28 protein-coding genes are annotated in these 20,489 nt (G+C 72.2%); 10 read left to right on the top strand and 18 right to left on the bottom strand.

What is annotated here, in order from left to right; all coding sequences use genetic code 11:
- Nucleotides 1–50: 50 nt before the first annotated feature.
- Entirely contained in the window at nt 51–491 is a 441-nt protein-coding gene (locus ACFVVX_RS17745) for a nuclear transport factor 2 family protein (RefSeq protein ID WP_387946421.1), read from the bottom strand.
- A 133-nt stretch (nt 492–624) separates the two neighbouring features.
- Between ACFVVX_RS17745 and ACFVVX_RS17740 the strand changes: the two genes are divergently transcribed.
- Nucleotides 625–1,197 (top strand): TetR/AcrR family transcriptional regulator, encoded by a 573-nt coding sequence (locus tag ACFVVX_RS17740; RefSeq protein ID WP_387946419.1) that lies wholly within the window; start codon nt 625–627, stop codon nt 1,195–1,197.
- Nucleotides 1,198–1,250: 53 nt separating this feature from the next.
- Here the strand turns inward: ACFVVX_RS17740 and ACFVVX_RS17735 are convergent, their stop codons facing one another.
- On the bottom strand, nt 1,251–1,673 hold the full coding sequence (locus tag ACFVVX_RS17735; protein WP_387946417.1) for a type II toxin-antitoxin system VapC family toxin: 423 nt from the start codon (nt 1,671–1,673) through the stop codon (nt 1,251–1,253).
- The gene (locus ACFVVX_RS17730; RefSeq protein ID WP_387946415.1) at nt 1,666–1,950 is read right to left on the bottom strand and encodes a type II toxin-antitoxin system Phd/YefM family antitoxin; all 285 of its coding nucleotides are present in this window, start codon (nt 1,948–1,950) and stop codon (nt 1,666–1,668) included. The genes ACFVVX_RS17735 and ACFVVX_RS17730 overlap by 8 nt, the downstream gene beginning before the upstream one ends.
- 122 nt (nt 1,951–2,072) lie before the next feature.
- On the opposite strand from ACFVVX_RS17730, the gene ACFVVX_RS17725 reads away from it, so the two are divergent.
- The 5 genes from ACFVVX_RS17725 (at nt 2,073) to ACFVVX_RS17705 (ending at nt 5,660) form a co-directional block, all read left to right on the top strand.
- Nucleotides 2,073–2,492 (top strand): WXG100 family type VII secretion target, encoded by a 420-nt coding sequence (locus ACFVVX_RS17725; RefSeq protein ID WP_387946413.1) that lies wholly within the window; start codon nt 2,073–2,075, stop codon nt 2,490–2,492.
- 4 nt (nt 2,493–2,496) lie between these two features.
- Nucleotides 2,497–3,960, top strand: coding sequence for a hypothetical protein (locus tag ACFVVX_RS17720; protein ID WP_387946411.1), 1,464 nt, complete (start codon nt 2,497–2,499; stop codon nt 3,958–3,960).
- Entirely contained in the window at nt 3,957–4,487 is a 531-nt protein-coding gene (locus ACFVVX_RS17715) for a hypothetical protein (RefSeq protein ID WP_387946409.1), read from the top strand. The genes ACFVVX_RS17720 and ACFVVX_RS17715 overlap by 4 nt, the downstream gene beginning before the upstream one ends.
- Before the next feature lie 78 nt (nt 4,488–4,565).
- Nucleotides 4,566–4,859, top strand: coding sequence for a DUF6412 domain-containing protein (locus tag ACFVVX_RS17710; protein WP_387946408.1), 294 nt, complete (start codon nt 4,566–4,568; stop codon nt 4,857–4,859).
- Nucleotides 4,860–4,934: 75 nt separating this feature from the next.
- Nucleotides 4,935–5,660 carry a YidC/Oxa1 family membrane protein insertase gene (locus ACFVVX_RS17705; protein WP_387946406.1) on the top strand — a complete coding sequence of 242 codons (726 nt, stop codon included), beginning with the start codon at nt 4,935–4,937 and terminating at the stop codon, nt 5,658–5,660.
- 147 nt (nt 5,661–5,807) lie between these two features.
- Here the strand turns inward: ACFVVX_RS17705 and ACFVVX_RS17700 are convergent, their stop codons facing one another.
- The 7 genes from ACFVVX_RS17700 to ACFVVX_RS17670 all read right to left on the bottom strand — a co-directional run bounded on the left by ACFVVX_RS17700 (nt 5,808) and on the right by ACFVVX_RS17670 (nt 8,605).
- Nucleotides 5,808–6,260, bottom strand: a complete 453-nt coding sequence (locus tag ACFVVX_RS17700) for a carboxymuconolactone decarboxylase family protein (protein ID WP_387946404.1) — start codon at nt 6,258–6,260, stop codon at nt 5,808–5,810.
- Nucleotides 6,261–6,425: 165 nt separating this feature from the next.
- Nucleotides 6,426–6,776 (bottom strand): nuclear transport factor 2 family protein, encoded by a 351-nt coding sequence (locus ACFVVX_RS17695; protein ID WP_387946402.1) that lies wholly within the window; start codon nt 6,774–6,776, stop codon nt 6,426–6,428.
- Nucleotides 6,769–7,347, bottom strand: coding sequence for a TetR/AcrR family transcriptional regulator (locus ACFVVX_RS17690; RefSeq protein WP_387946400.1), 579 nt, complete (start codon nt 7,345–7,347; stop codon nt 6,769–6,771). The genes ACFVVX_RS17695 and ACFVVX_RS17690 overlap by 8 nt, the downstream gene beginning before the upstream one ends.
- A gap of 256 nt (nt 7,348–7,603) precedes the next feature.
- Nucleotides 7,604–7,747, bottom strand: coding sequence for a hypothetical protein (locus ACFVVX_RS17685; RefSeq protein ID WP_387946398.1), 144 nt, complete (start codon nt 7,745–7,747; stop codon nt 7,604–7,606).
- Nucleotides 7,732–8,001, bottom strand: a complete 270-nt coding sequence (locus tag ACFVVX_RS17680) for a hypothetical protein (RefSeq protein ID WP_387946396.1) — start codon at nt 7,999–8,001, stop codon at nt 7,732–7,734. Before ACFVVX_RS17680 ends, ACFVVX_RS17685 begins: the two co-directional genes overlap by 16 nt.
- On the bottom strand, nt 7,998–8,246 hold the full coding sequence (locus ACFVVX_RS17675; protein WP_387946394.1) for a hypothetical protein: 249 nt from the start codon (nt 8,244–8,246) through the stop codon (nt 7,998–8,000). Before ACFVVX_RS17675 ends, ACFVVX_RS17680 begins: the two co-directional genes overlap by 4 nt.
- Entirely contained in the window at nt 8,243–8,605 is a 363-nt protein-coding gene (locus tag ACFVVX_RS17670) for an ATP-binding protein (protein WP_387946392.1), read from the bottom strand. The genes ACFVVX_RS17675 and ACFVVX_RS17670 overlap by 4 nt, the downstream gene beginning before the upstream one ends.
- Before the next feature lie 264 nt (nt 8,606–8,869).
- On the opposite strand from ACFVVX_RS17670, the gene ACFVVX_RS17665 reads away from it, so the two are divergent.
- Together ACFVVX_RS17665 and ACFVVX_RS17660 are read left to right on the top strand one after the other, a co-directional pair.
- Nucleotides 8,870–9,727 (top strand): DUF5753 domain-containing protein, encoded by an 858-nt coding sequence (locus tag ACFVVX_RS17665; protein ID WP_387946390.1) that lies wholly within the window; start codon nt 8,870–8,872, stop codon nt 9,725–9,727.
- A gap of 5 nt (nt 9,728–9,732) precedes the next feature.
- Nucleotides 9,733–9,918: a DUF397 domain-containing protein gene (locus tag ACFVVX_RS17660; protein WP_387946388.1), complete on the top strand. Its 186-nt coding sequence runs from the start codon at nt 9,733–9,735 to the stop codon at nt 9,916–9,918.
- A gap of 78 nt (nt 9,919–9,996) precedes the next feature.
- Here ACFVVX_RS17660 and ACFVVX_RS17655 read toward each other — a convergent pair whose 3' ends face one another.
- Both ACFVVX_RS17655 and ACFVVX_RS17650 read right to left on the bottom strand, forming a co-directional pair.
- Entirely contained in the window at nt 9,997–10,221 is a 225-nt protein-coding gene (locus ACFVVX_RS17655; RefSeq protein ID WP_387946386.1) for a hypothetical protein, read from the bottom strand.
- A 53-nt stretch (nt 10,222–10,274) separates the two neighbouring features.
- On the bottom strand, nt 10,275–11,039 hold the full coding sequence (locus ACFVVX_RS17650) for a MerR family transcriptional regulator (RefSeq protein ID WP_387946384.1): 765 nt from the start codon (nt 11,037–11,039) through the stop codon (nt 10,275–10,277).
- Between the two features lie 168 nt (nt 11,040–11,207).
- On the opposite strand from ACFVVX_RS17650, the gene ACFVVX_RS17645 reads away from it, so the two are divergent.
- Nucleotides 11,208–11,393 (top strand): DUF397 domain-containing protein, encoded by a 186-nt coding sequence (locus tag ACFVVX_RS17645; protein ID WP_387946382.1) that lies wholly within the window; start codon nt 11,208–11,210, stop codon nt 11,391–11,393.
- A gap of 254 nt (nt 11,394–11,647) precedes the next feature.
- Here ACFVVX_RS17645 and ACFVVX_RS17640 read toward each other — a convergent pair whose 3' ends face one another.
- The 6 genes from ACFVVX_RS17640 to ACFVVX_RS17615 form a co-directional block, all read right to left on the bottom strand.
- Nucleotides 11,648–12,484 (bottom strand): DUF4097 domain-containing protein, encoded by an 837-nt coding sequence (locus tag ACFVVX_RS17640; RefSeq protein WP_387946380.1) that lies wholly within the window; start codon nt 12,482–12,484, stop codon nt 11,648–11,650.
- A 301-nt stretch (nt 12,485–12,785) separates the two neighbouring features.
- Nucleotides 12,786–13,355: a hypothetical protein gene (locus tag ACFVVX_RS17635; protein WP_387946378.1), complete on the bottom strand. Its 570-nt coding sequence runs from the start codon at nt 13,353–13,355 to the stop codon at nt 12,786–12,788.
- 199 nt (nt 13,356–13,554) lie between these two features.
- Nucleotides 13,555–14,601, bottom strand: a complete 1,047-nt coding sequence (locus tag ACFVVX_RS17630) for an adenosine deaminase (protein WP_387946574.1) — start codon at nt 14,599–14,601, stop codon at nt 13,555–13,557.
- Between the two features lie 89 nt (nt 14,602–14,690).
- Complete coding sequence (locus ACFVVX_RS17625) at nt 14,691–15,986, bottom strand: DUF445 domain-containing protein (RefSeq protein WP_387946376.1); 1,296 nt, start codon at nt 15,984–15,986, stop codon at nt 14,691–14,693.
- Nucleotides 15,987–16,188: 202 nt separating this feature from the next.
- A complete protein-coding gene (locus ACFVVX_RS17620) occupies nt 16,189–17,484 on the bottom strand; it encodes a nucleotide sugar dehydrogenase (protein WP_387946572.1) in 1,296 nt (431 codons plus the stop codon).
- A gap of 5 nt (nt 17,485–17,489) precedes the next feature.
- Complete coding sequence (locus ACFVVX_RS17615; RefSeq protein WP_387946374.1) at nt 17,490–18,710, bottom strand: glycosyltransferase family 2 protein; 1,221 nt, start codon at nt 18,708–18,710, stop codon at nt 17,490–17,492.
- A 253-nt stretch (nt 18,711–18,963) separates the two neighbouring features.
- Here ACFVVX_RS17615 and ACFVVX_RS17610 point away from each other — a divergent pair, with 253 nt between their 5' ends.
- Nucleotides 18,964–20,421: an FAD-dependent monooxygenase gene (locus ACFVVX_RS17610; RefSeq protein ID WP_387946373.1), complete on the top strand. Its 1,458-nt coding sequence runs from the start codon at nt 18,964–18,966 to the stop codon at nt 20,419–20,421.
- Nucleotides 20,422–20,489: the final 68 nt, after the last annotated feature.

The following is a 20,489-nucleotide window of genomic DNA, read 5'->3' as shown; positions in this document are numbered from 1 at the left end:
GGCCGCGGGCCGGGACCCGTGGAGGTCCCGGCCCGCGGCCCGTACTCGTGCTACTCGCCGTCCAGCGCCGCCACCAGCTGCGGCAGGCCGCCGCCGGCCACGGCGAGGGCCAGGTGGTCGTGGTAGTCCCGGCTGCTGACGATCAGGCCGTCACGGACCCGCAGCACCTGGATGTTGGCGGCCTCGAAGTCCCGCCCGGTCACCCGGTGGTGCACCTGGTAGTTCCACTCGGCGACGATCACCTCCGGGTCGTCGGTCTCCCGGATCACCACGTCCGTCGCGGTCAGCTTCATGGGCATCTGCCCGGAGATCTCCGCGAACCGCTCGCCGAGCACGGCCCGCCCCTCGAACCGGCGCGGCCCAACCGGCGCGAAGACCGTCTCCACCACGGCGTCCTCGGCGTAGAGCCCGGCCAGCTCCGAGAACCGCTCCGTGGTGATGCCGTCGAGCAGTTTCCGGAAGACCTCGCGCGGTGACAGCGTCTCGGACATGATCAACCCCCAGCCGAACCCGTCGCTAGAATCGGACTAGCGACTCAGGTTTCAAACGATACGGACTGGCGACTCCGGTTGTCCAGTGCTGCTCCGCCGTCGGCGGAGAAGGGTGGAGGGAAGAGTGGGAGGGATGAGCGGCGCTCAGGAACGCCCGCTGCGGGCCGACGCGGCCCGCAACCGGGCCAGGCTGCTGGACGTCGCCACGGAGGTGTTCACCACCCGCGGCGTCGGCGTGCCGACCGAGGAGATCGCCCGGGCCGCCGGGGTCGGGGTCGGCACGCTCTTCCGGCACTTCCCGACCAAGGAGGCGCTGCTGGAGGCGGTGATGGTGCGCAGACTGGAGGCGATCGCCGCCCGGACCGCGCGACTGGCCGCCGGGTCCGAGCCCGCCGAGGCCTTCCTCGCCTGCTTCCGCCTGGTGATCGACCGGTCAGCGGGCAGGAACGAGTTCGCCCAGGCACTCGCCGCGGCCGGGGTGGACGCGCACGCGGCCCTGCAGGAGTCCAGCACGGCGATCCGGGCCCAGCTCGCCGAGCTGCTGACCGGGGCTCAGCAGGCCGGGGCGGTCCGCCCGGACCTGGGCCTGCCGGAGCTGATCGCCCTCATGGTCGGCACCACCACGGCGATGGAGCACCTCGGAGCCGACCCGGTGGCCCGGGAGCGGATCTTCGAGGTGGTCTTCGACGGGATGCGCCCGCGCTGAACCCCGGCGGCGGGCGGGCTGACGGCGGGCCGACGCCCACAGGGGCCCGGCCGTCAGATCCCGATGACCTCGACGGCCGCGCCCAGCCCGCGGAAGTCCGCGACGTTGCGCGTGTACAGCGGCAGCCCGTGGGCGGAGGCGACGGCCGCGATCATCAGGTCGATCCGGCGCGGGCGCGGCTGGCGCCCGGCGGCGATGGTCAGGGTGACCAGCGTGCCGTACCGGGCCGCGGCGGCCGCGTCGAACGGCAGCGGGTCGAAGTCGGCCATCGCCGCCCCGAGCACCTCCAGCCGCGCCGCCCGGCTGGCCGGGTCCCGCGCCATCGAGACGCCCTGCTGCAGTTCGGCGAAGGTGATCGCGGTCAGCTCGGGCACGGCCGGCAGGTCGGCCGGGCTGAGCAGCGCCAGGTCGATGTAGACGCAGGTGTCCAGCACCCCGGCCGGCCGCCGCCGGGGCGCCCGCCGGCGCTCAGCCACGCGGCCGCTCGAACGGGTCGTCGCCGTCGTCCCCCACCAGCTCGTCGGGGCCGAAGTACTCCTCGGACTCCTTGCGCATCTGCTGGTAGTCCACCCGCGGCAGCTTCACGTGCCGCGCCACCAGCTCCTCCGCACTCAACCGCCGCCGACCGGCAACCGGCCGCAGCTCCGCGACCTCGACCCCGTTCCTGGTGATGTGGAAGGTCTCCCCCGCCTCCACCGCGTCCATCACCGCGGCGGAGTTGTTCCGGAACTCCCGCTGGGTAATCGTCTTCATCCCTCCAAGGTAGCCCCGTGTAGCCCCGCTGGCTACGGCACGGGTATCGGCAATCGCCCTACGCCCGGAAGGGCCGTGCGTTAACGTCCGACCATCGACCCGTCACACGGAGGGGGCTCTGGATGGCCGACCCCGGCGAGGCACGACAAAACCCCTGGCTCTACGGACAGAACGGCCCGCCGCCGGCCTCACCACTGGCCCGACCCGACGCATCTGCTCCATGGGCCGGCGGCGGGGGCGGCGCGGGACCGGTCCACGTCGAACCTGCCGTACTGGCCTATGCCGCAGGAGTCGCCCGCCGTCTGCAGGGCGAGCTCCACACCACGGTGAGCCACGCCGAGCCGGACACGGCGGCGGCGGCCCACGCTCTCGGCGACGACTGGAACTCCGGGGCGGCGCTCACCGAGGTGCTCACGGCCTGGAAGGCCCGATGGACGAGCATCGAGCACCGGCTCGGTATGACGGCAGACCGTCTCGAGTCCACAGCGTCGAACTACCGGGTCACCGACCAGTCCGCCGCCGCCCAGTTCAAGGCACCGTGAGCCGATGGTGACCTTCGCCCGACTCCGGCACGCCGCACTCGAGCCTCTCGACCGGGCCGCAGACACCTGGAACGGGATCTCCGGCCACGCCGAGCAGATCGCGACAGAAGTCCGCTTCGCCATCCTGCGTCCGCTGACCGGAAGCGGCGGCGCCTCCCTCGCTGCGCCCGAATCGCGTGCCTGGACGGGAGCGGCCGCCAACGAGGCGGGCCGGGAGATCGGCCTCCTCGCCGATGAACTCAGTGCCTTCCACTACGAGGCCCTCGCCATCACCGCAGCACTCCGGAGGGCCAGATCCGCCTTCGCCGAAGCCCAGCGGAAGCTCCTCCGGGCGATCGGGGACGCCGAGGCGCTCGGCGCGACGGTGTCCGAGGACGGCACCGTCACGCTTCCGCCCCTCCCTCCGGAGGAACGCAACGACACGGACTCGATCGCACACCAGCGGCGGAAATGGGACGAGCTCCAACACCATGTGGAGGACATCCGCAAAGCTGTGGCTGCGGCCACCGAAGCAGACATCACGGCAGCGTCCGCATTGCGTGCGATCAACCCGGACGAGGTCGACCCGGCGACCCACGGCGACGCCGTCCAGAACGCCAAGGCTGATCTGACCAGTGCGGTGGGCATTCCCAAGAACCGGGCGGACGTCCCGGGCTGGTGGGCGTCGCTGGATCCGGTGGTTCGCGCCGGGCTCCTCACCACCAGTCCCGGAGAGCTCGCCGCCGCGGGGGTCATGGGACCGACCGAGTACCAGTGGGCCGCGCCGGACAACGGCACAGGCCCCTTCGGGACGCGTGAACCCGGAGCGGACGACCGGCTGAGCCAGCTGTCCGCCTACGGGCTGGTCAGTCTCGGGCCCATCTCGGGCTACCCGGATGCCGGGCGGCACCTGCTGCACTACCTGGACGGTAGCGGCGAACCCCTCAATGTCGACGTGGACCGGATGCTCCGCGACGACGACAAGTTTCGCGGCCAGGTGGAGCTGGAACTGGCCGCCAACGATGCCCGGTGGCGCCAGGCCGCTCTGGCTGCGTACGAGAAGTCCGGCGGGGCAGCGGTCGCCATCCCGGTGGAAACGCCGAACTCGCACCGCACATTCGACCGTGAGGCGCATCGGAACTGGTACCTGGCCGTGGGAAGCCACGCCTACGTCTCGTCCGGCGTTGTGACCGCGAAACCTGGGCCTGACGGAAAGGTCCAGATCTCCATGCAGTACCAGGTCAACGTCTGGGATCGCTACAACTGGGATCCGACGAAGGCGACCCCGATCGCCGGGGCCAACGTCAAGGACAGCGACCTGGCGAAGCTGCACGAGACCGGACTGGCGCAGGAGTTCGACATCAGGGGCGCGAGCACCACGATGACTCGCAACCTGGGCGACGGCGCCCCCGTGCATCCGTCCGGTACGGGTGAGCGGAACAGCGACCGCGAGGGCGACGGCACCGACCCGGACAGGGAGACCAGATGAAGTCGGCGCGCACCCGTAGGCGCCTGGTGGCCTGGCTGGCCGCGATCGCGCTGGCGGGCGCAGTGGCGCTGGTGGGCGGCGTCTACTGGCTGGACGAGCAGGACCGGCACCCCGCACCGGACAGCGGGCGGCCGGGGTCGTGGGTGACCGGCGCCACATCGGCTCGGGTCGCCGACTTCGCGCACCTGCGGATCCCGGCGTCGGCGGTCGAACTCCACTGGGGCTACCAGATCGGCTTCCAGGGTGACTACGCCGTTCTCTCCTTCCGCCTGCCGGAGGGCGACACCGCCGGTTTCGTCCAGGCCACCGGGGTCGTCAGATGGGACACTGCCTGGCCACCCGACGGGACCGCGTTGAAGGCGTTCCAGCACATCGGCGCCGCCGATCCGACGGCCCTGCCGATGATCCGGCGAGGCAGCCTCGTTCCCGAGTCGCCCGGCCATGACGCCACCGGGGTGGTCATCTGGATCGCATCCGAACCCGGCGGCACCGACCAGATCTGGGTGGAGGCCGTCGACTCGTACTAGTGTCCGCAAACCTCTCAGGACGTACCATCGTCCTCAGTGTCCGAAGCCGGTGACCGGAGAAGCGAGGAGGGCGGGACCGTGAGTGTGATCGCGATGCTGCTCGGACTGCTCCGGGTGCTGAGCGGGGAGCTGCTGACCGAGGGTGGGACGCTCACCTCGGTCGCGGCCACGGCGGCCGTGGTGCTGCTGGCCGGGGCGGTGGCCGGAACGCTGGCCGGTGCGCGGCTGTTGGGCGCGCGGGCACCTGCCTCGGTGCGGGCCGGCGTGTTGCGGCGCCGGGCCCTGCGTACGGCCTTCCTTCCACAGCGTGATCCGGACGCCCGGGGCAAGCGACGCCCCAGGGCACCCGGTGCGGCCCCGGCGGCCGCGTAACCCCCGAGATCCACCGTTCGCGGCCGTCCTCCGTCTCGTACCCGTTTCCTGAGACCCCGGAGGGCTCGCTTCACCATGTCCGTCTTCTCGCTGCTCGACCCGGCCGTCGGCCTGGCCCACGATGTCGTCGCCGCCCTCGCGCAGGTCCTGCCGACGGCGCTCGCGATCGTCATGTTCACCGTCTGCGTCCGACTCGCCCTGCACCCGCTGGCCCGGGCGGCCGCGCGCGGCGAGAAGGCCCGCGCCCGGCTGGCGCCGCACATCGCGGAGCTGAACCGCAAGCACAAGGGCAAGCCGGAGAAGCTCCAGGCGGCGCTCGCCGAGCTGTACAAGAAGGAGAAGGCCTCGCCGTTCGCGGGCTGCCTGCCGATGCTGGTGCAGATCCCGTTCTTCTCGGTGATGTACCGCCTGTTCACCACCCCGAACGACCTGCTCGGCCACACCGTCTTCGGGGTGCCGCTCGGTCTGCACGTCGGCAGCGCGCAGGGCGCCGGGCAGCTGGTGGTGTTCGGCCTGCTGTACGCGGCCCTGGCCGCAGTCGGCTACGTCGGCTTCCGGCGGGCCCGCAGGGCGGCCGCCGCCCAGGCCGCGACGCAGGCCGCGCAGCCGGCCGGGAAGCAGGCCGCTCCGCAGCCGGGCCTGGGACTGCTGCCGTACCTGTCCTTCGGCACGGTGCTGTTCGCCGCGCTGGTGCCGCTGGCCGCCGGGATCTACCTGGTGACCACCACCACCTGGTCGGCGGCCGAGCGCGCCTGGCTCCACCGCGGCACCACGCCGGTGCCGCAGGTGGCCCTGATCTGACCCCGGACACGGGCTGGGCCGTCCGCACACCGGCGACACCTGGAAGGCGGGCGAGAGCGAGCCCGCCGTGCTGCGGACTCCGCTGGCGGCTGCGCAGGAAGTCGGACGGGCCGACTTCCTGCGCAGCCACCATGCTCCCCGGTCCGACTACACGGTGCCGGGGGTCTTGCGGGTGGTCACGTTCATCCGGTTCCAGGTGTTGACCGTGAAGATCAGCGCGATGAGGTGGGCGAGCTCCTCGTCGTCGAAGTGCTCGGCCGCCTCGGCGTACACGGTGTCCGGGACGCCCTGCGGGAGCAGGGTCACGGACTCGGTCAGGGCGAGCGCGGCGCGCTCCTTGGCGGTGAAGAGGCTGGACTCCTCCCAGGCGCCGAGCTGGTAGATCCGGTCCTCGCTCTCGCCCGCCTTCCGGGCGTCACCGGTGTGGTAATCGATGCAGTACGCGCACTTGTTGATCTGGGAGGCGCGGATCTGCACGAGTTCGAGGAGGACCGGGTCCAGGCCCTGGCGGGCGGCGGCGTCCAGGGCCAGGACGGCCTTGAAGACCTTGGGGGCGACGGCGGAGAAGTTCATGCGCTCAGGGATGCGAACCGTTGTCATGCTGACGACCCTACGAGCGGGTATGGCCCAGCCCATGGTGCATTACCGGGCAGGATTCATGGGTCAATCCGGGCCCGCGCTACCTGCCGCGCGCGGCCGCCCGGGCCAGAGGTGCAGGGCGAGCAGCTCGGCGCTGGGGAGGAACCCGGCCTCCGGGTCCACCCGCTAGGCCGGGAGGAAGAAGCCGGTGATGTCGGCGAGGCGCCCGTCCTCGTGGTGGCGGGCGGCGCTGATGCCGGTCGACACGGTCTCGCCGTGCTCGCCGAGGTGGGTCCAGCGGGCGAGGGAGCGGCCGTGGTGCTCCAGCACCTCGTCGATGCGGAACCGGTGGCCGGGGAGGGCTCCGGCGAAGCCGGCCATGTAGGCGGCGAGTTCGGTCAGGCTGCCGGCCTCGGTCTCGGGGTCGCGGTAGGCGACCTCGTCCACCGCGACCGCGCCGAGGGCGGCGAGCCGGTCGGCGGGGTCGGCCGGCCAGCAGGCGGCGTAGTCGTTCCAGAGCTGCTGGGTGTCACTCATGGTCGTCCTGCCTTCGTGGGGTCCTCAGGGAGCCGATCGACGCCATCGCGCCGTCGGTGACGCTGTGCAGTGTGGTGCGGGGCAGGCCGGCCCGGACGAGCACCAGCAGGCCCTGGTAGAGCGCGAGCAGGTGGGTGGCCGTGGTCCCGACGTCGAGGTCCGGCGGTGCGTCGCCGCAGTGCCGGGCGCGGGTCAGCGCGTCGGCGAAGCCGCCTTCGATCGCCGCCAGGCCGTGGTGCACGTCGGCGGCGGTCTGGGGGAGGGTGAAGGACTCGACGGCGGTGTTGGTGAGCAGGCAGCCCGGGTCGGGCTCGGCACCGGTCTCGATCGCCGAGGTGAAGAAGGAGCGGATGCTGGCCAGGGGGTCCGCCGGTTCCAGCAGGTGGACCTGGACCCGGCCCTGCACCACCCGCTCGTTGTAGGCGCCCAGGGCGGCGTGGAACAGGCCGTCCTTGCTCTGGAAGGTCCGGTACAGGCTTCCCGGGTGCAGCCCGGTGGCCTCCTCGATGTCCCGCAACGAGGCGCCGAGGTACCCCCGGTGGCGGAAGAGCCGCATGGCCGAGGCCAGCACCTCGTCCTGGTCCTAGAGCTGTCTGCGCCCCATCCCGACCTCCGTAGTTGAACGATTGCTCACAAAAATGGCACGGCCTGGAACGCACTCCGGCGCGGTTTCGTGGACCAGCGATCGGGTGGCTCGCCCCAGGCGGTGCGGGAGCACTGAGGCTGCGTAGGAGGTCGGCTTGGCCGACTTCCTGTGCAGCCTCCAAGCGGCGAGCGAAGCACGGCGGGCCGCGCCCGGTCAGGGCGCGGCCCGGGGCCTGGAGTAATCAGGTGGGTATGCCGGCCGGGTCGGCGATGGTGGCGGTGCCGGTGGCGGCGGTGGCAGCGCGGCGCCGGAGGGCCTCGGTCCGGTCCTGGCAGAAGGCGCCGAGGAGGGCGGCCAGGATGTTGAGGATCAGCAGTCCGAGCACGGCGGCCTCGGCGGGGTGAAGAGCGGCTTGCCGCAACGCCAGCCGAGCTGCCAGGCGAGTCCGTGCATGAGGTCCTCGCCCTGCTCGCGGGTGAGGCGGAAGACGAGCTGCTCGTCCGGGTCGGCGCCGACCGGCTCGTCCACGGCGAGGCGGACCTGGACGGCCGAGTCCGGGGAGGGCTCGACACTCAGGTAGGGGACGGTGGTGGTGCCCGCGTGAACGGCGACCGTCACCAGGTGGATCACGTTGCTCACGAGGAACCCTTCGCCTGCTTGTAGTGCCGCAGGAGAGCGAGGAGGTTGATGACGGTGCTGGTCGGTCCGTTGCCGAAGGAGACCAGCACCCGGCCGTCGACGACGCTGTGGGTGGTGACGGAGGGCAGCAGGATGCCGAACTCCCGCCCTTCGGTCCGCAGTTCCTCGATCATTTCGGCCACCTGGCGCTCGGTGAGCAGCCGGATCCCGGGGTCGGCCGGCTCGAACGGCTGGAGGGCGCTCACGCGGCGCAGTCCAGCTCGAACCAGATGTCCTTGCCGCGCTTGCGGGGTTCGGCGCCCCAGCGGTGGGTGAGGCCCTCGACCAGCTGGAGGCCGCGTCCGGACTCGGCGAGGTCGGTGGGCGGCCGCCGCTCGGGGAGCTCGGAGCTCTCGTCGGAGACGGAGACCCGGAGCGTGCCGCCGAGGATGACGACGAGGACGACCGGGGAGGCGGTCCGGCCGTGCCGCCAGGCGTTGACGATCAGCTCGGCGAGGGCGAGTTCGGCGCCGAAGATGGCGTCCTGGTTCCACCCGGCGCGCGCCATGGCGTCGCGCAGGGCCTGCCGGGCGAGGGCGAGGGAAGGGGTGTTGAAGTTACACACGGGGAATCTCCCTGCGGTGTAGAGGGGGCACACCTGGAGGGTCTGTCGCCGTGAGCAAGCCCGTAGCGGAGATGGAGGTGCCGCCTACGAGTGCTCTTCGGTGCCCGGGCAGCCGGTACCAACTGCCTTAATCACAGACGTTACTGACGATCCGTCCGGTGAGCGGTGCATCACAGACTGTAGGGCATGCGGCAGTACATGTACTAGCTTCCGGGGTACATGTACTGCTTAAGAGTGGCTGGACTCGCGAGACCGTGGCGGTAGATGCTTGGGCACATGCCACCTACTCCAAGCGCACGACGGCAGCGGGTCGGCATCGAGCTACGAAAGATGCGCGATGCCGCCGGCACGACCACTGCGGAGGCCGCCACCGTCCTCGGCGTGGACAGAAACAAGATCACGCTCATCGAGCAAGCGCTCTATTCGGTGACACCCGAGCGCGTGATCGCCCTTGCGCGCAAGTACGGAGAGGACGACGCCGAGTACGTCGGCGCTCTCGCGACAACGGCGGGTGACAAGACCAAGGGGTGGTGGGAGGAGTACCGAGGCGTAGTCCCGGTCGGATTCCTCGACATCTGCGAGGTAGAGTTTCACGCCCGAGGCATGCAGTCGTATCAGATCTGCCATCCTCCCGGTCCCATGCAAACCGAGGAATACAGCCGGGCGATCTTCCAGGACGCCCAGGTGCCGCTCACGCCACGGGTGGTGGAGACACGAGTCGAGCACCGCATGCGGCGTTCGGCAACTCTGATGGCAGACGGCGCTCAGCCTTACACGGCAATCATCCATGAAGCCGCCCTCCACATGCGCTTCGGTGGTCGCCAAGCCGCACGGCGCCAGCTGGAGTGGCTGCTTGAGCTATCCCAACTTGCACATGTGGAACTGCGAGTGGTCAGCTTCGGGGCTGACGGCTTCATGGGATCCGGCCAGGCCATCATCTACATGAACGGCCAAGTGCCACGCCTTGATACGGTCCAGTACGACTCTGTAGACGGCCCGATCTTCCTCCACAGTGCGGAGCACCTGGAGAAATACCGCAGGCTCGTGGAGTGCATGACTGAACGGGCACTACCGGTCGAGGGCTCACGCGATCTGATCGCGAGGGTCAAGAAGGAGATGTAGGGCGCATGGAGCAGCTGTCCTGGATACGCCCGACTGCGTGCGCAAACGCGAACAACTGCCCCGAGGTGGCCATCACGGCCGATACCGTCTACCTCCGCAGCAGCCTCCAGCCGGACGCCATCGCCCAGCTGACCCGGGACGAATGGCGTTCCCTCCTCTCAGGTGTGCGCAACAGCGAATTCGACGTCTGATACTCCAGCGCGACTTCGTGACACCGATGCCGCGGCCCGCGCGTGATCGCGAAGTCGCCCTGGAGCAGCCCCGCCGCATCAGACAGTGTTCGCCCCGTCGTCCTGCCGCACCGCCCCATCCGTGATGCGTCCGAGCCGAATGAACGTGACGCCCGCCTGGACGGCCAGCGCCAGCAGGACGGCGGGGAGAACGGTCCACGACACCACCCCGCCGATCGCCAGAGCCGTGAGGACGACCAGAGCTGTGACGAGGGTGGGCAGGGCGGCGGACACGGAGATACCGAGTCGAAGGTGGCGGGTCACGAGCACTCCTCTGGGAACGGGCCGAACGGGGCAAGGACTACTGGAATGAACGGTCATGCGGCGGAGCGGGCGCAGTCGAGGTAGGAGGCCAGGTCATGCCAGGCATCGGCCGGAGCCGTCGGGTCGCCGGACATCGCGGCCGGCTCGTGGTGCCAGGCGGACCGCACCCCGGCCGAGACGCCGCTGTCACCCCCGGTGAACAGCGAGCTCAGCTCATCCATGCGTTCCACCAGCTTCCTCACCTGGGGCGCCGTCGGCTCCACCCCGGCGGTCCGCAACGCCTCGGCCCTGCGGTACAGCTCCGGCCACTCGACCTCCACCAGGTAGTAGGCGGCCGGGCCGAGCGCCGACGCCCGGTCGTGCAGCGTCTGCATCTGGTCGCTGTCGAGGTGGCGTCGCAGAGCGTGCCTGCTCTCCGGTCCCGCGCTGCCCATCGTCTGGAGGGCGCCGATCAGCGCGGAGATCTCCGGTGCCCGGTCGGATGCCAACTCGCCGTGGATGTGGGCAAGCCGTTGCCTCAGGGCTTCCAGGGACGCGATCGAGGATTCGACGCCGGCCAGGTGCTCACCCACCAGCCGGACCGGGTCGACTCCGACATCCAGGCACGTGGCGATACTCCCCAGCCCCAGCCCGAGACGACGCAGCGCGAGCACCTGATACAGGCGGATCACATCCTGCTCGGTGTACTCGCGGTGTCCGGCGGCCGTACGCCTGGACGGGCTGAGAAGCCCGATCTGGTCCCAGTGGTGCAAGGTGCGAACAGTCAGCCCACTCGTCTCGGCGAGCGTTCCGACCTTCCATGTCTGATCAATGCCCATGCACCAACGATGCCCCCTGACGTCGCGTGAGGTGCAAGCCCGCTGGGCTGCGCCGCCCCACGTCACAGGTGTCGAGCAGCGTTTCGCGGTGCGAGACGAGTCGCGAAGTCACACTGGGGTACCAACCGCCCATCACACCAACGAAGAGTCATGACTGGAGGCACCCTCATGGATGATCTCGACTGGCAACGACCAGAGGCCTGCCCGGATGGGGCGAGCTGCCCCGAGGTCGCCATCACGGCCGATACCGTCTACCTCCGCAGCAGCCTCCAGCCGAACTCCGTCGCCCAGCTGACCCGGGACGAGTGGCGTGACCTCCTCTCAGGTGTGCGCAACGGGGAGTTCGACATCTGACCACAGCAACACGCGAGGGCCCTCCGCCTCTTCGGCGGAGGGCCCTCGTGTGTTGCCCTACTGCGGGCCAACATCAGCGCCATGCACGAGCCAAGCGCGCCAACCGTGCTATCGCCCCGCTCATCGCGCGCCTCCTTCCTGCGTCGGCCTCTCCTCAACATCAAGCACGGCGGCAGGCCGCATCGAACCGAACACCCCGAATGTGGTCACGACCGCTCCCCCTTCCCGCTTCCTGACCGCCCGGCAACAGCCGCTCAGGAACGCCGGATGGTGATGTCACCGACCTGGGTCCGGGCCCGCACCTCGACCGATTCCTCCGCCGCCCCCGGAGCATCGCCGGGGCCGAGCGAGTTGCGCAGACTGCCGACCCGGGTGTGCACGTCGAGCCAGGCGGCGGTCGATTCCCGGATGCCGACCTCGATGTCCCCGGCGGAGGTCTGGAGCGTGACCTTGCCGCGCACCACCTCGCCGACCCGGATGGCGCCGTGGGCCGTCTTCGCCTCGACCCCGGTGTGCGCGACACCGACGGTGATCCGGCCGTTGGAGGCGGTGGCCTTCAACGTGCCCCGGACCTCACCGACCGCCGTCTCGCCGTTCGTGTTCTTGACGATCGCCGCGCCGCCGACCCGGGCGACCTCGACATGGCCCGACCCGACGACCTCGGCGTCACCCGCCACCGCGTCCAGCTGGATGTCCCCGTGATCGGTCCTGAGGTTGGCGGACGCCGCCTCGGCGACCCGGATGTCCCCGAGCGAGGTCTTCAGCCGGACCTCGCCGAGCGGGCCCTCGCAGATGAAGCCCGCCAGCTGCGAGGTGCCCAGGACCTCCGAGCCGACCGGGAGCTCGACGGTGACGTCGATGGACCCCGGCCGACCGAACAGCGAGCGCTTCCTGGGGCCCTTGACCAGCAGCCGGCCGCCCGCGAACGTCACCGTGGTCTGCTGCGCGGTCCGCACGTCGTCCTCCTCGGTCCCGACGGTCGGGATCACCTCCACCACGGTGTCGAGGCGCTTGCCCGCGATGATCCGGGCGGACCCCATGTCGAACTCAAGGGTCGCGGTGATCGGCTCGGGGGTGTCGAAAGTAGGCATGGTTGTCCCGTCCTCCTGGCTCGGCGCGTGGATGCTCGGCGTCTGTTCGGTGTGCGCTTGGTCTGCGTACCCGCTGGTCAGCGGGGTGAAGGTGACGTACTCCGGCGGGCCCGGACCGAGGGCCTCGCCCCCGGACCTAGTGCCGCGTCAGGCAACCTTCGCCCCGTCGCGACGCCCGGCACGCACTCTCGCCGCACCGGCCGAAAGCCCAAGTACGTCCAGTACGAGGGCTTCCGGCCGGCACGCCGATAGCACGCACCGGACGCCGCTCCTTGACGGGCAAAAGTTGCCTGACGCGGCACTAGCGGACCCAGCCCGTGTAGCCCTGGCCGGGCCCGCGCCGGGACCGACCGCCGGCCCGGGCGGCCTCGCCGGGATCCAGGGCGGTGGCGACGGCCCGGACCAGCCAGGCGTTGACCGACAGGCCCTCCTGTCCGGCGGCCTCCTCGACCCTGGTCTTCAGATGGGCGGGAAGGCGGAAGTTGATCCGCGCGGTACTGCTGTCATCGGCCTCGGCCGCCACGGCCGCCGCCATCGATGGCGCCATCGGCGACACCACCGATGGCGCGAAGGATGGCGCCATGGGCGACACCGACCGCTCCGCCGACTCCTCGTACAGCTCCGAGGCCGGCGGCGGCGTCACCACGAACTCGGGATCGAGCCCGCGCAGCCGCACATCGACCGACCCGGGCGCGAGATCCCGAGTGACCTCCCCCATCGCGGCGGACAGGGCGTTGAGCAGGGTGAGCCGGACGGCCGACTCCAGCGGGCTGGTGAGCCGCTCGGCCAGGGCGCGGGCTTCGTCTCCGCCCGCACCCGCGGCCACCGCGAGCTCGTGCCGGAGGTTGTCGACGTACGGCGTGAGGTCCATGCCGACCAGCATGGCACACCCATGGCGCCATGGGAAGCCATTATGGCGCCATCACTCGGAAGAGTGGCGCCACGGCGGCGGAGCCCGGCGCAGCCCGGCGGCCCGGCGGCCCGGAACGCCGAACCGCCCCGCCGGGGAGCCCGGCGGGGCGGTTCACGAACAACACGGACAAGCGACTCACGAGCCGCCGGCGGAGGCCTCAGCCCCGGTCCCACCCGGCCAGGTAGGAGTCGATCTCGCCGACCAGCCGGGCCTTGCCGCCCGCGTCCAGGAAGGACGCCTCGACGGCGTTGCGGGCGAGCGCCGCGACGCCCGACTCGTCCAGGTCCAGCAGCCGCGCCGCCACCGCGTACTCGGTGTTCAGGTCGGTGCCGAACATCGGCGGGTCGTCGCTGTTGACGGTGACCAGCAGCCCGGCGTCCACCATCTGCCGGATCGGGTGCTCCTCCATCCGCTCCACCGCCCGGGTGGCGATGTTGGAGGTCGGGCAGACCTCCAGCGGGATCCGGTGCTCGCCGAGGTAGTCCATCAGCGCCGGGTCCTTGACCGCCTGGGTGCCGTGGCCGATGCGCTCGGCGCCGAGCAGCCGCAGCGCGTCCCAGACCGTCTCCGGGCCGGTGGTCTCGCCCGCGTGCGGGACGCTGTGCAGGCCGGCGGCCCGGGCCCGGTCGAAGTACGGCTTGAACTGCGGGCGCGGCACACCGATCTCCGGCCCGCCGAGGCCGAAGCTGACCAGGCCCTCGGGGGCGAGGTCGACCGCCAGGCGCGCGGTCTCCTCGGCGGAGGCCAGGCCGGCCTCGCCGGGGATGTCGAAGCACCAGCGCAGCACGACGCCGAGCTCCTTCTCGGCGCGGATCCGGGCGTCCTCGATCGCCTCCATGAAGGCGACGTCGGGGATGCCCCGGCGGACCGAGGAGTACGGGGTGATGGTCAGCTCGGCGTACCGGATGTTCTGGCGCGCCATGTCCTCGGCGACGCCGTAGGTCAGCGACCGGACGTCCTCGGCGTCGCGGACCAGGTCGACGACGCTGAGGTAGACCTCGATGAAGTGGGCGAAGTCGGTGAAGGTGAAGTACTCGGCGAGCGCCTCCGGGTCGACCGGCACCTTGGACTGGCCGCGGTGGCGGGCGGCCAGTTCGGCCACCACCCGGGGCGAGGCCGATCCGACGTGGTGGACGTGCAGCTCTGCTTTGGGCATGCCGGCGATGAACGCCTCGATGCCACGGTTCCCTACGGGGTTTCCGATCCGACTTCCGTCCGGCTGGACCACGGTGGTGCCCTTCTTCCTCTACGCGCGTATCGGTGGTGTTCGCAAGGATAGGCACACCCGGGGGCTCACCCGCCGAGCGCGACCGCCACGGTGTGGATCAGCAGTCCGGCCAGGGCGCCGACCACGGTGCCGTTGATCCGGATGAACTGCAGGTCGCGGCCCACGTTGGCCTCGATCTTGCGGGAGGCGTCGTCGGCGTCCCAGCCCGCCACGGTGTCGGAGATCAGCGAGGTGATCTCGGCCCGGTAGGTGTCCACCAGGTACTGGGCGGCGTCCTGGAGCCAGCCGTCCACCTTGGCCTGGAGCTTCGCGTCCGTCGCCAGGCGCTCGCCGAACCTGCGCACGCCCTCGCGGATGCGCCGGCGCAGTTCGCTGTCCTCGTCCTCGGCCGCGTTCAGCACCAGGGTGCGGACGGCGGCCCAGGTGGAGGCGATCAGGTCCTGCACCTCGGAGCGGGCCAGCAGGTCGGCCTTGGCCCGCTCGACCCGGGCGATGGTCTCCGGGTCGGTCTGCAGCTCGGTCGCGAAGTCGGCGAGGAAGTTGTCGACCGCGCCGCGCGCGGCGTGGTCCGGATCGTCCCGGATGTCGGTGACGAACCGCATCAGCTCCTTGTAGACCCGCTCGCCGACCTGGTGGTCGAGGAACTTCGGCGTCCAGCCCGGGGTCTTCTCGGTGACCCGCTGGACGACCTCCTCGTGGTTCTCGGTCAGCCAGTCGTGCGCCCGGACCGCGATCAGGTCGACCATGCCGTGGTGCCCGCCGTCGGCGACCACCTTGCCGAGCATCCGGCCCATCGGCTCGGCCACCGAGGTGGCGGCGGCCCGCCGGGTGACCGCCTCGCCGACGACCGCCTGCACGTCCTCGTCGCGCAGCACGGCCAGCACGCCGCGCAGCGCCGCCGAGGCCTCCTTGGTGACCCGCTCGGCGCTGCCGGGGGCGGCGAGCCACTCCCCCAGCCGGCGGGCGATGCCCAGGGCGGCGAGGCGGCCGCGCACCACGTGCCCGGCGAGGAAGTTGTCGCCGACGAAGTCGCCGAGCGACTTGCCGAAGGCGTCCTTCTTGGTCGGGATGATCGCGGTGTGCGGGATCGGCAGGCCGAACGGGCGGCGGAACAGCGCGGTCACGGCGAACCAGTCGGCGAGCGCGCCGACCATGCCGGCCTCGGCGGCCGCCGCCAGGTAGCCCGCCCAGGACCCGGCGCCGGCCGCCTTCGCCCAGGTGGCCAGGACGAAGACCAGGGTCGCGAAGGCCAGCAGGCCGGTCGCGATGGTCTTCATCCGGCGGACGCCGTGTCGCTTCTCCTCGTCGGCCGCGGTGAACCGGACCCCGGGGCCGGTCCCGCTGAAGGATTCGTCACTCACCCCGCCAGTCTGCCCGCTGCCCGGCGCGAGCGGAGGGCCTCACCTCGTTTGACGCTCCCGCGCGCCGTGACGGCGGCTCACACGCCCCCTCCCGCGCCGCCCGCCCGGGCCGGCCGGACCGGACCGGACCGGACCGGCCGGCCCCACCCCACCGGACGCGGCCCCACCCGGACCACCCCGGCCCGGCCCGCCCGGCCCGCCGTCAGGCGCCGCCCAGCACGATCCGGCGCACCCCCGGCTCCGCCCAGCGGGCCGGATCGGTGCAGCGGCGGCCGTCCAGCAGCACCCGGACGCCCGGCAGGTCGGCGGGCGCCAGGTCGCGGTACTCCGGGTGGTCGGCCTGGAGCACCGCCGCCGCCAGCGGCTCACCGCCGTACGCGGGCAGGCCGAGGGCCGCCAGCTCGTCCGCGCGGTAGAGCGGATCGGCGACGTACGGGCGCGCGCCGGCCGCGCGCAACGCCTCGACGAGCGGGAACACCCCCGAGTACACCGTCTCCTTCACCCCGCCCCGGTACGAGGCACCGAGCACCAGCACGCCCTGCCCCTCCACACCGCCGTCCAGCGCCCCCTCCAGCACCCCGACCGCGTAGGCCGGCATCTCCAGGTTCGCCTCGCGGGCCGCCCGCACCACCGTCGCCGAGGGGTCGTTCCACAGGTACAGCCGCGGGTAGACCGGGATGCAGTGGCCGCCGACGGCGATGCCCGGCCGGTGCAGATGGCTGAACGGCTGCGAGTTGCAGGCGTCGGCGACGGCCGCGAAGTCCACCCCGACCCGGTCCGCGTAGCGGGCGAACTGGTTGGCGAGGGCGATGTTGACGTCCCGGTAGGTGGTCTCGGCGAGCTTGGCGAACTCGGCGGCCTCCGCCGACTCCAGCTCCCAGACGCCGTTCGGCCGCTCCAGGTCGGGGCGCGGGTCGAAGTCGAGCACCTCGCGGTAGAACTCGGCGCCGCGCCGGGTGGCCGCCGGGTCGATGCCGCCGACCAGCTTGGGGTAGCGCCGCAGATCGGCGAAGACCCGGCCGGTGCGGACCCGCTCGGGGCTGAAGACCAGGGCGAAGTCCCGGCCGGGGACGAGTCCGGAGCCCGCCGCCAGCCGCGGCGCCCAGCGGCTCCTGGTCACCCCGACCGGCAGGGTGGTCTCGTAGCTGACCAGGGCGCCCCGGCGCAGCCCGGCCGCCACCGCGTCGGTGGCCGAGTCCAGCAGCGCGAAGTCGGGGGCGCCCTCGGCGGTGGTGACCAGCGGGACGACCAGCACGACGGCCTGCGCACCCGCCACCGCTGCCGTGGTGTCGGTGGTGGCCCGCAGCCGCCCCTCGGCCACCACCTGCTTCAGCGCCTCGTCCAGGCCCGCCTCCCGGGGGAACGGCGGCAGGCCCAGGTTGACGCAGGCCACCACCTCGGGCGAGATGTCCGCGCCGGTCACCCGGTGCCCCTTGGCGGCGAACTGGACGGCGAGCGGCAGTCCGAGCTTGCCGAGGCCGACCACGCAGATGTCCAACGGGCTCACCGCCGGCCTCCGTTCACGCTCGCGGCCAGCCGCCGCCAGGCCGGGTAGCCGCGCAGCCTGCGGCGCAGGACGGCGGGCACCGCGCCGCGCCAGACCTGCTGGACCAGGGTGGGCGGCGGCGGGCCGGGTGGCGCCTCGGCGAGCAGGAACAGCTCGTCGGGCAGGGCGAGGGCGGCGTCCCGGAAGGCCGGGTAGCCCGCGTAGTGGCGGCGCCCGTCGACCACCACCGGCGGGTCGCCGTGCTCGGCCTCGTACCGGATGAGCTCGCGCAGGGCCTCGACCCTTCCGGTGGCGGCGAGTTCGAGCCGCAGCCGGTCGGCCACCGGGAGCCGGCCGTACACCTCGCGGGCGCCGAACTGCCGCACCAGGTCGGCGACCTCGTCGCAGATCCGGAGCTGGAGCTCCTCGGGCTGGAGCAGGAGGTCGGCCTGGAGCAGCTGCGGCACCTCCCAGCCGAAGTGCCTGGCCCGGATGGCGTCCAACTGCGGACCCGGGGCGGCGTGTTCGGCGGCCACCCACTGGACGGCGGCGACCCCGCGCAGCCGGTCCAGGGAGCCGGCCCGCTGGGTGACGTTGCCGCGGTCCTCGCGCAGCACCAGGAAGTAGTAGTCGTAGTCGGCGAGGACGGAGATCCGGCCGGCCCGCAGACAGGCCGCCAGGGTGAACGGCTGGTCCGAGTAGACCTTCAAGTCCTCGTTGCGGGCCAGGTTGTGGCGCCTGATCGGCTCCAGCCGGAACAGCTTGGTGTCGGCGAGCGCCCAGGCCAGCGCGGAGTCCTCGAAACCGACCGAGGCGGCCGTGGTGCCGAAGATGCCCTGCGGGACCAACCGCCCGTTCACGCCGACCTGCTTGGGGATGAGCACGTCCGACCCCCAGGTGTCGGCGGCCGCCACCATCCGCTCCAGGGCCTCGGCGCCGAGCCAGTCGTCGGCGCCGAGGAAGAGCACGTACCGGCCGCGGGCCAGCGCCAGACCCCGGTTGGTCGGCGCGGCCGGGCCACCGGAGTTCGGCTGGTGCAGCACCGTGAACAGGCCCGGGTGGCGGGCCGCGTAGTCGTCCAGGAGGGCCCCGCTGCCGTCCGTCGAGCCGTCGTCGACCGCGACCACCTCCATCCGCGGCGACCCGATGGTCTGCCCGACCAGCGAGTCCAGACAGGCGGTCAGGTACGGCAGGGTGTTGTAGACCGCGATCACCACGGTCACGTCGGGTACGGTCATCGGGCGCTGCCCCTTCAACTACATTTCGCCGAGCGGTGCAACGTCAACTCGGCCATGTGCCAAGGGGTCACGTCCGCCACCCGCACGGGTGAGGAAGGTGAACTGCCGTACGGCCGCACGGGCAGGCGGTCGAATCCACGCCGGGGGCCACCCCACAGGGGACGGCGGGGGGCCGCGCCCGGGGAGCCGACCAGGGCGACCGGGGCCGGCGGGGTGTCGCGGGGCGCGCGCTCTCATCGACGAAGGGAAAGACATGGAGCAGGTCATCGTGGTGGGTGCCGGGCCGGTGGGCCTCTGGCTCGCGGCGGAGCTACGACTGGGCGGCGTCCCGGTCACGGTACTGGAGGCCCGCACCGAACGGGACCCGCACTCCAAGGCGCTCACCGTCCACCCGCGCACCCTGGAGGTGCTGGCCTTCCGCGGCATAGTGGACCGCTTCGTCGCCGACGGCCGGCCCCTGCCCGACGGCCACTTCGCCCTGCTGGACGACCGGGTGGACTTCCGCTCCCTCGACACGCCGTTCCCGTTCACCCTGGCGCTCGCCCAGGCCCGCACCGAGGAGCTGCTGGAGGAGCACGCCGTCGCCGCCGGCGCCCGCGTGCTGCGCGGCCACCGCGTCACCGGGATCGCCCAGGACGCCGACGGGGTAGACGTACAGGTGGCCGGCCCGGACGGCGAGGAGCGGCTGCGGGCCGCCTACGTGGTCGGCTGCGACGGCACCCGCAGCACCGTGCGCGCCGCCGCCGGGATCGACTTCCCCGGTACCGGCACCACCACCTGGGGCTGGCTCTGCGACGCCGTCCTGGACGAGCCGCCCGCCCGGCCGCTCAACGTCTCCGGCCCGAACGGCGGGGTGATGGTCCTCCCGCTGCCCGGCGGCGTCCACCGCCTGCTCGGCGGCGACCCGGACTACGTCCGCGCCGAGCGGCCCGAGGACCTCACCATCGAGGCCCTGCGCGCCAAGGTCGCCCGGATCGCCGGCACCGACTTCGGGATGCGCGACCCGCGCTGGATCTCGGTGTTCGGCAACGCCACCCACCAGGCCGCCCGGTACCGTTCGGGCCGCGTCCTGCTGGCCGGCGACGCCGCGCACATGCACTTCCCGGCCGGGGGCGCCGGGTTGAACGTCGGCATCCAGGACGCCACCAACCTCGGCTGGAAGCTCGCCGCCGAGGTGGCCGGCACCGCGCCCGAGGGCCTGCTCAACAGCTACCACGCCGAGCGCCACCCCGTCGGTGCCGACCTCCTGCTGATCACCCGCGCGCAGACGGCGCTGGTCAGCGCGTACACCCCGGAGGGGCAGGCGCTGCGCACCCTGCTCAGCGAACTCATCGCCGACGTCCCGGAGTTCTCGGACAACCTGGCCGGCCGGCTCTCCGCCCTCGCGGTCGCCTACCCCTCGGCCGACCCCGAGGCCCACCCGCTGACCGGCCGCCGGGTGCCCGACCTGGCCTTCGCCGGAAGCGACCGGACCCTCTTCGAGCTGCTCCGCGACGGCCGGCACGTCCTGCTCGACCTGCGCGAGGAGCCGGGCGAGCCGCTCGGGATCCCCTGCCACGCCGCCGCCCTGGCCGGCTCGCGGCCCGAGTGGTCCACCGTCCGCGCGGCCCTGGTCCGCCCGGACGGCCACCTCGCCTGGGCCGGCGAGGAGAAGGCGGACGACGCGCTCGGCGCCGCCGCCCGACAGGCCGTGGCGGCCACCCTGCGCTGAGGCGCGCGGCGCGGCCGCCCCGGGCCGGCTCCGGCCGAGCCGGCCCGGGGCGGCCCGTGGCCTCCGGC

The organism is Kitasatospora sp. NPDC058170, from assembly GCF_042883905.1.
Lineage (GTDB): Bacteria > Actinomycetota > Actinomycetes > Streptomycetales > Streptomycetaceae > Kitasatospora.
The sequence above is the reverse complement of the archived record's forward strand: the minus strand, read 5'-3'. Positions and strand labels throughout refer to the sequence as shown.

Coding starts and splice junctions, on each gene's coding strand:
- ACFVVX_RS17745 (WP_387946421.1), bottom strand. CDS start 491: ATGTCCGAGACGCTGTCACCGCGCGAGGTCTTCCGGAAACTGCTCGAC.
- ACFVVX_RS17740 (WP_387946419.1), top strand. CDS start 625: ATGAGCGGCGCTCAGGAACGCCCGCTGCGGGCCGACGCGGCCCGCAAC.
- ACFVVX_RS17730 (WP_387946415.1), bottom strand. CDS start 1,950: ATGAAGACGATTACCCAGCGGGAGTTCCGGAACAACTCCGCCGCGGTG.
- ACFVVX_RS17725 (WP_387946413.1), top strand. CDS start 2,073: ATGGCCGACCCCGGCGAGGCACGACAAAACCCCTGGCTCTACGGACAG.
- ACFVVX_RS17720 (WP_387946411.1), top strand. CDS start 2,497: ATGGTGACCTTCGCCCGACTCCGGCACGCCGCACTCGAGCCTCTCGAC.
- ACFVVX_RS17715 (WP_387946409.1), top strand. CDS start 3,957: ATGAAGTCGGCGCGCACCCGTAGGCGCCTGGTGGCCTGGCTGGCCGCG.
- ACFVVX_RS17705 (WP_387946406.1), top strand. CDS start 4,935: ATGTCCGTCTTCTCGCTGCTCGACCCGGCCGTCGGCCTGGCCCACGAT.
- ACFVVX_RS17700 (WP_387946404.1), bottom strand. CDS start 6,260: ATGACAACGGTTCGCATCCCTGAGCGCATGAACTTCTCCGCCGTCGCC.
- ACFVVX_RS17695 (WP_387946402.1), bottom strand. CDS start 6,776: ATGAGTGACACCCAGCAGCTCTGGAACGACTACGCCGCCTGCTGGCCG.
- ACFVVX_RS17665 (WP_387946390.1), top strand. CDS start 8,870: ATGCTTGGGCACATGCCACCTACTCCAAGCGCACGACGGCAGCGGGTC.
- ACFVVX_RS17660 (WP_387946388.1), top strand. CDS start 9,733: ATGGAGCAGCTGTCCTGGATACGCCCGACTGCGTGCGCAAACGCGAAC.
- ACFVVX_RS17650 (WP_387946384.1), bottom strand. CDS start 11,039: ATGGGCATTGATCAGACATGGAAGGTCGGAACGCTCGCCGAGACGAGT.
- ACFVVX_RS17645 (WP_387946382.1), top strand. CDS start 11,208: ATGGATGATCTCGACTGGCAACGACCAGAGGCCTGCCCGGATGGGGCG.
- ACFVVX_RS17640 (WP_387946380.1), bottom strand. CDS start 12,484: ATGCCTACTTTCGACACCCCCGAGCCGATCACCGCGACCCTTGAGTTC.
- ACFVVX_RS17635 (WP_387946378.1), bottom strand. CDS start 13,355: ATGGACCTCACGCCGTACGTCGACAACCTCCGGCACGAGCTCGCGGTG.
- ACFVVX_RS17615 (WP_387946374.1), bottom strand. CDS start 18,710: ATGACCGTACCCGACGTGACCGTGGTGATCGCGGTCTACAACACCCTG.
- ACFVVX_RS17610 (WP_387946373.1), top strand. CDS start 18,964: ATGGAGCAGGTCATCGTGGTGGGTGCCGGGCCGGTGGGCCTCTGGCTC.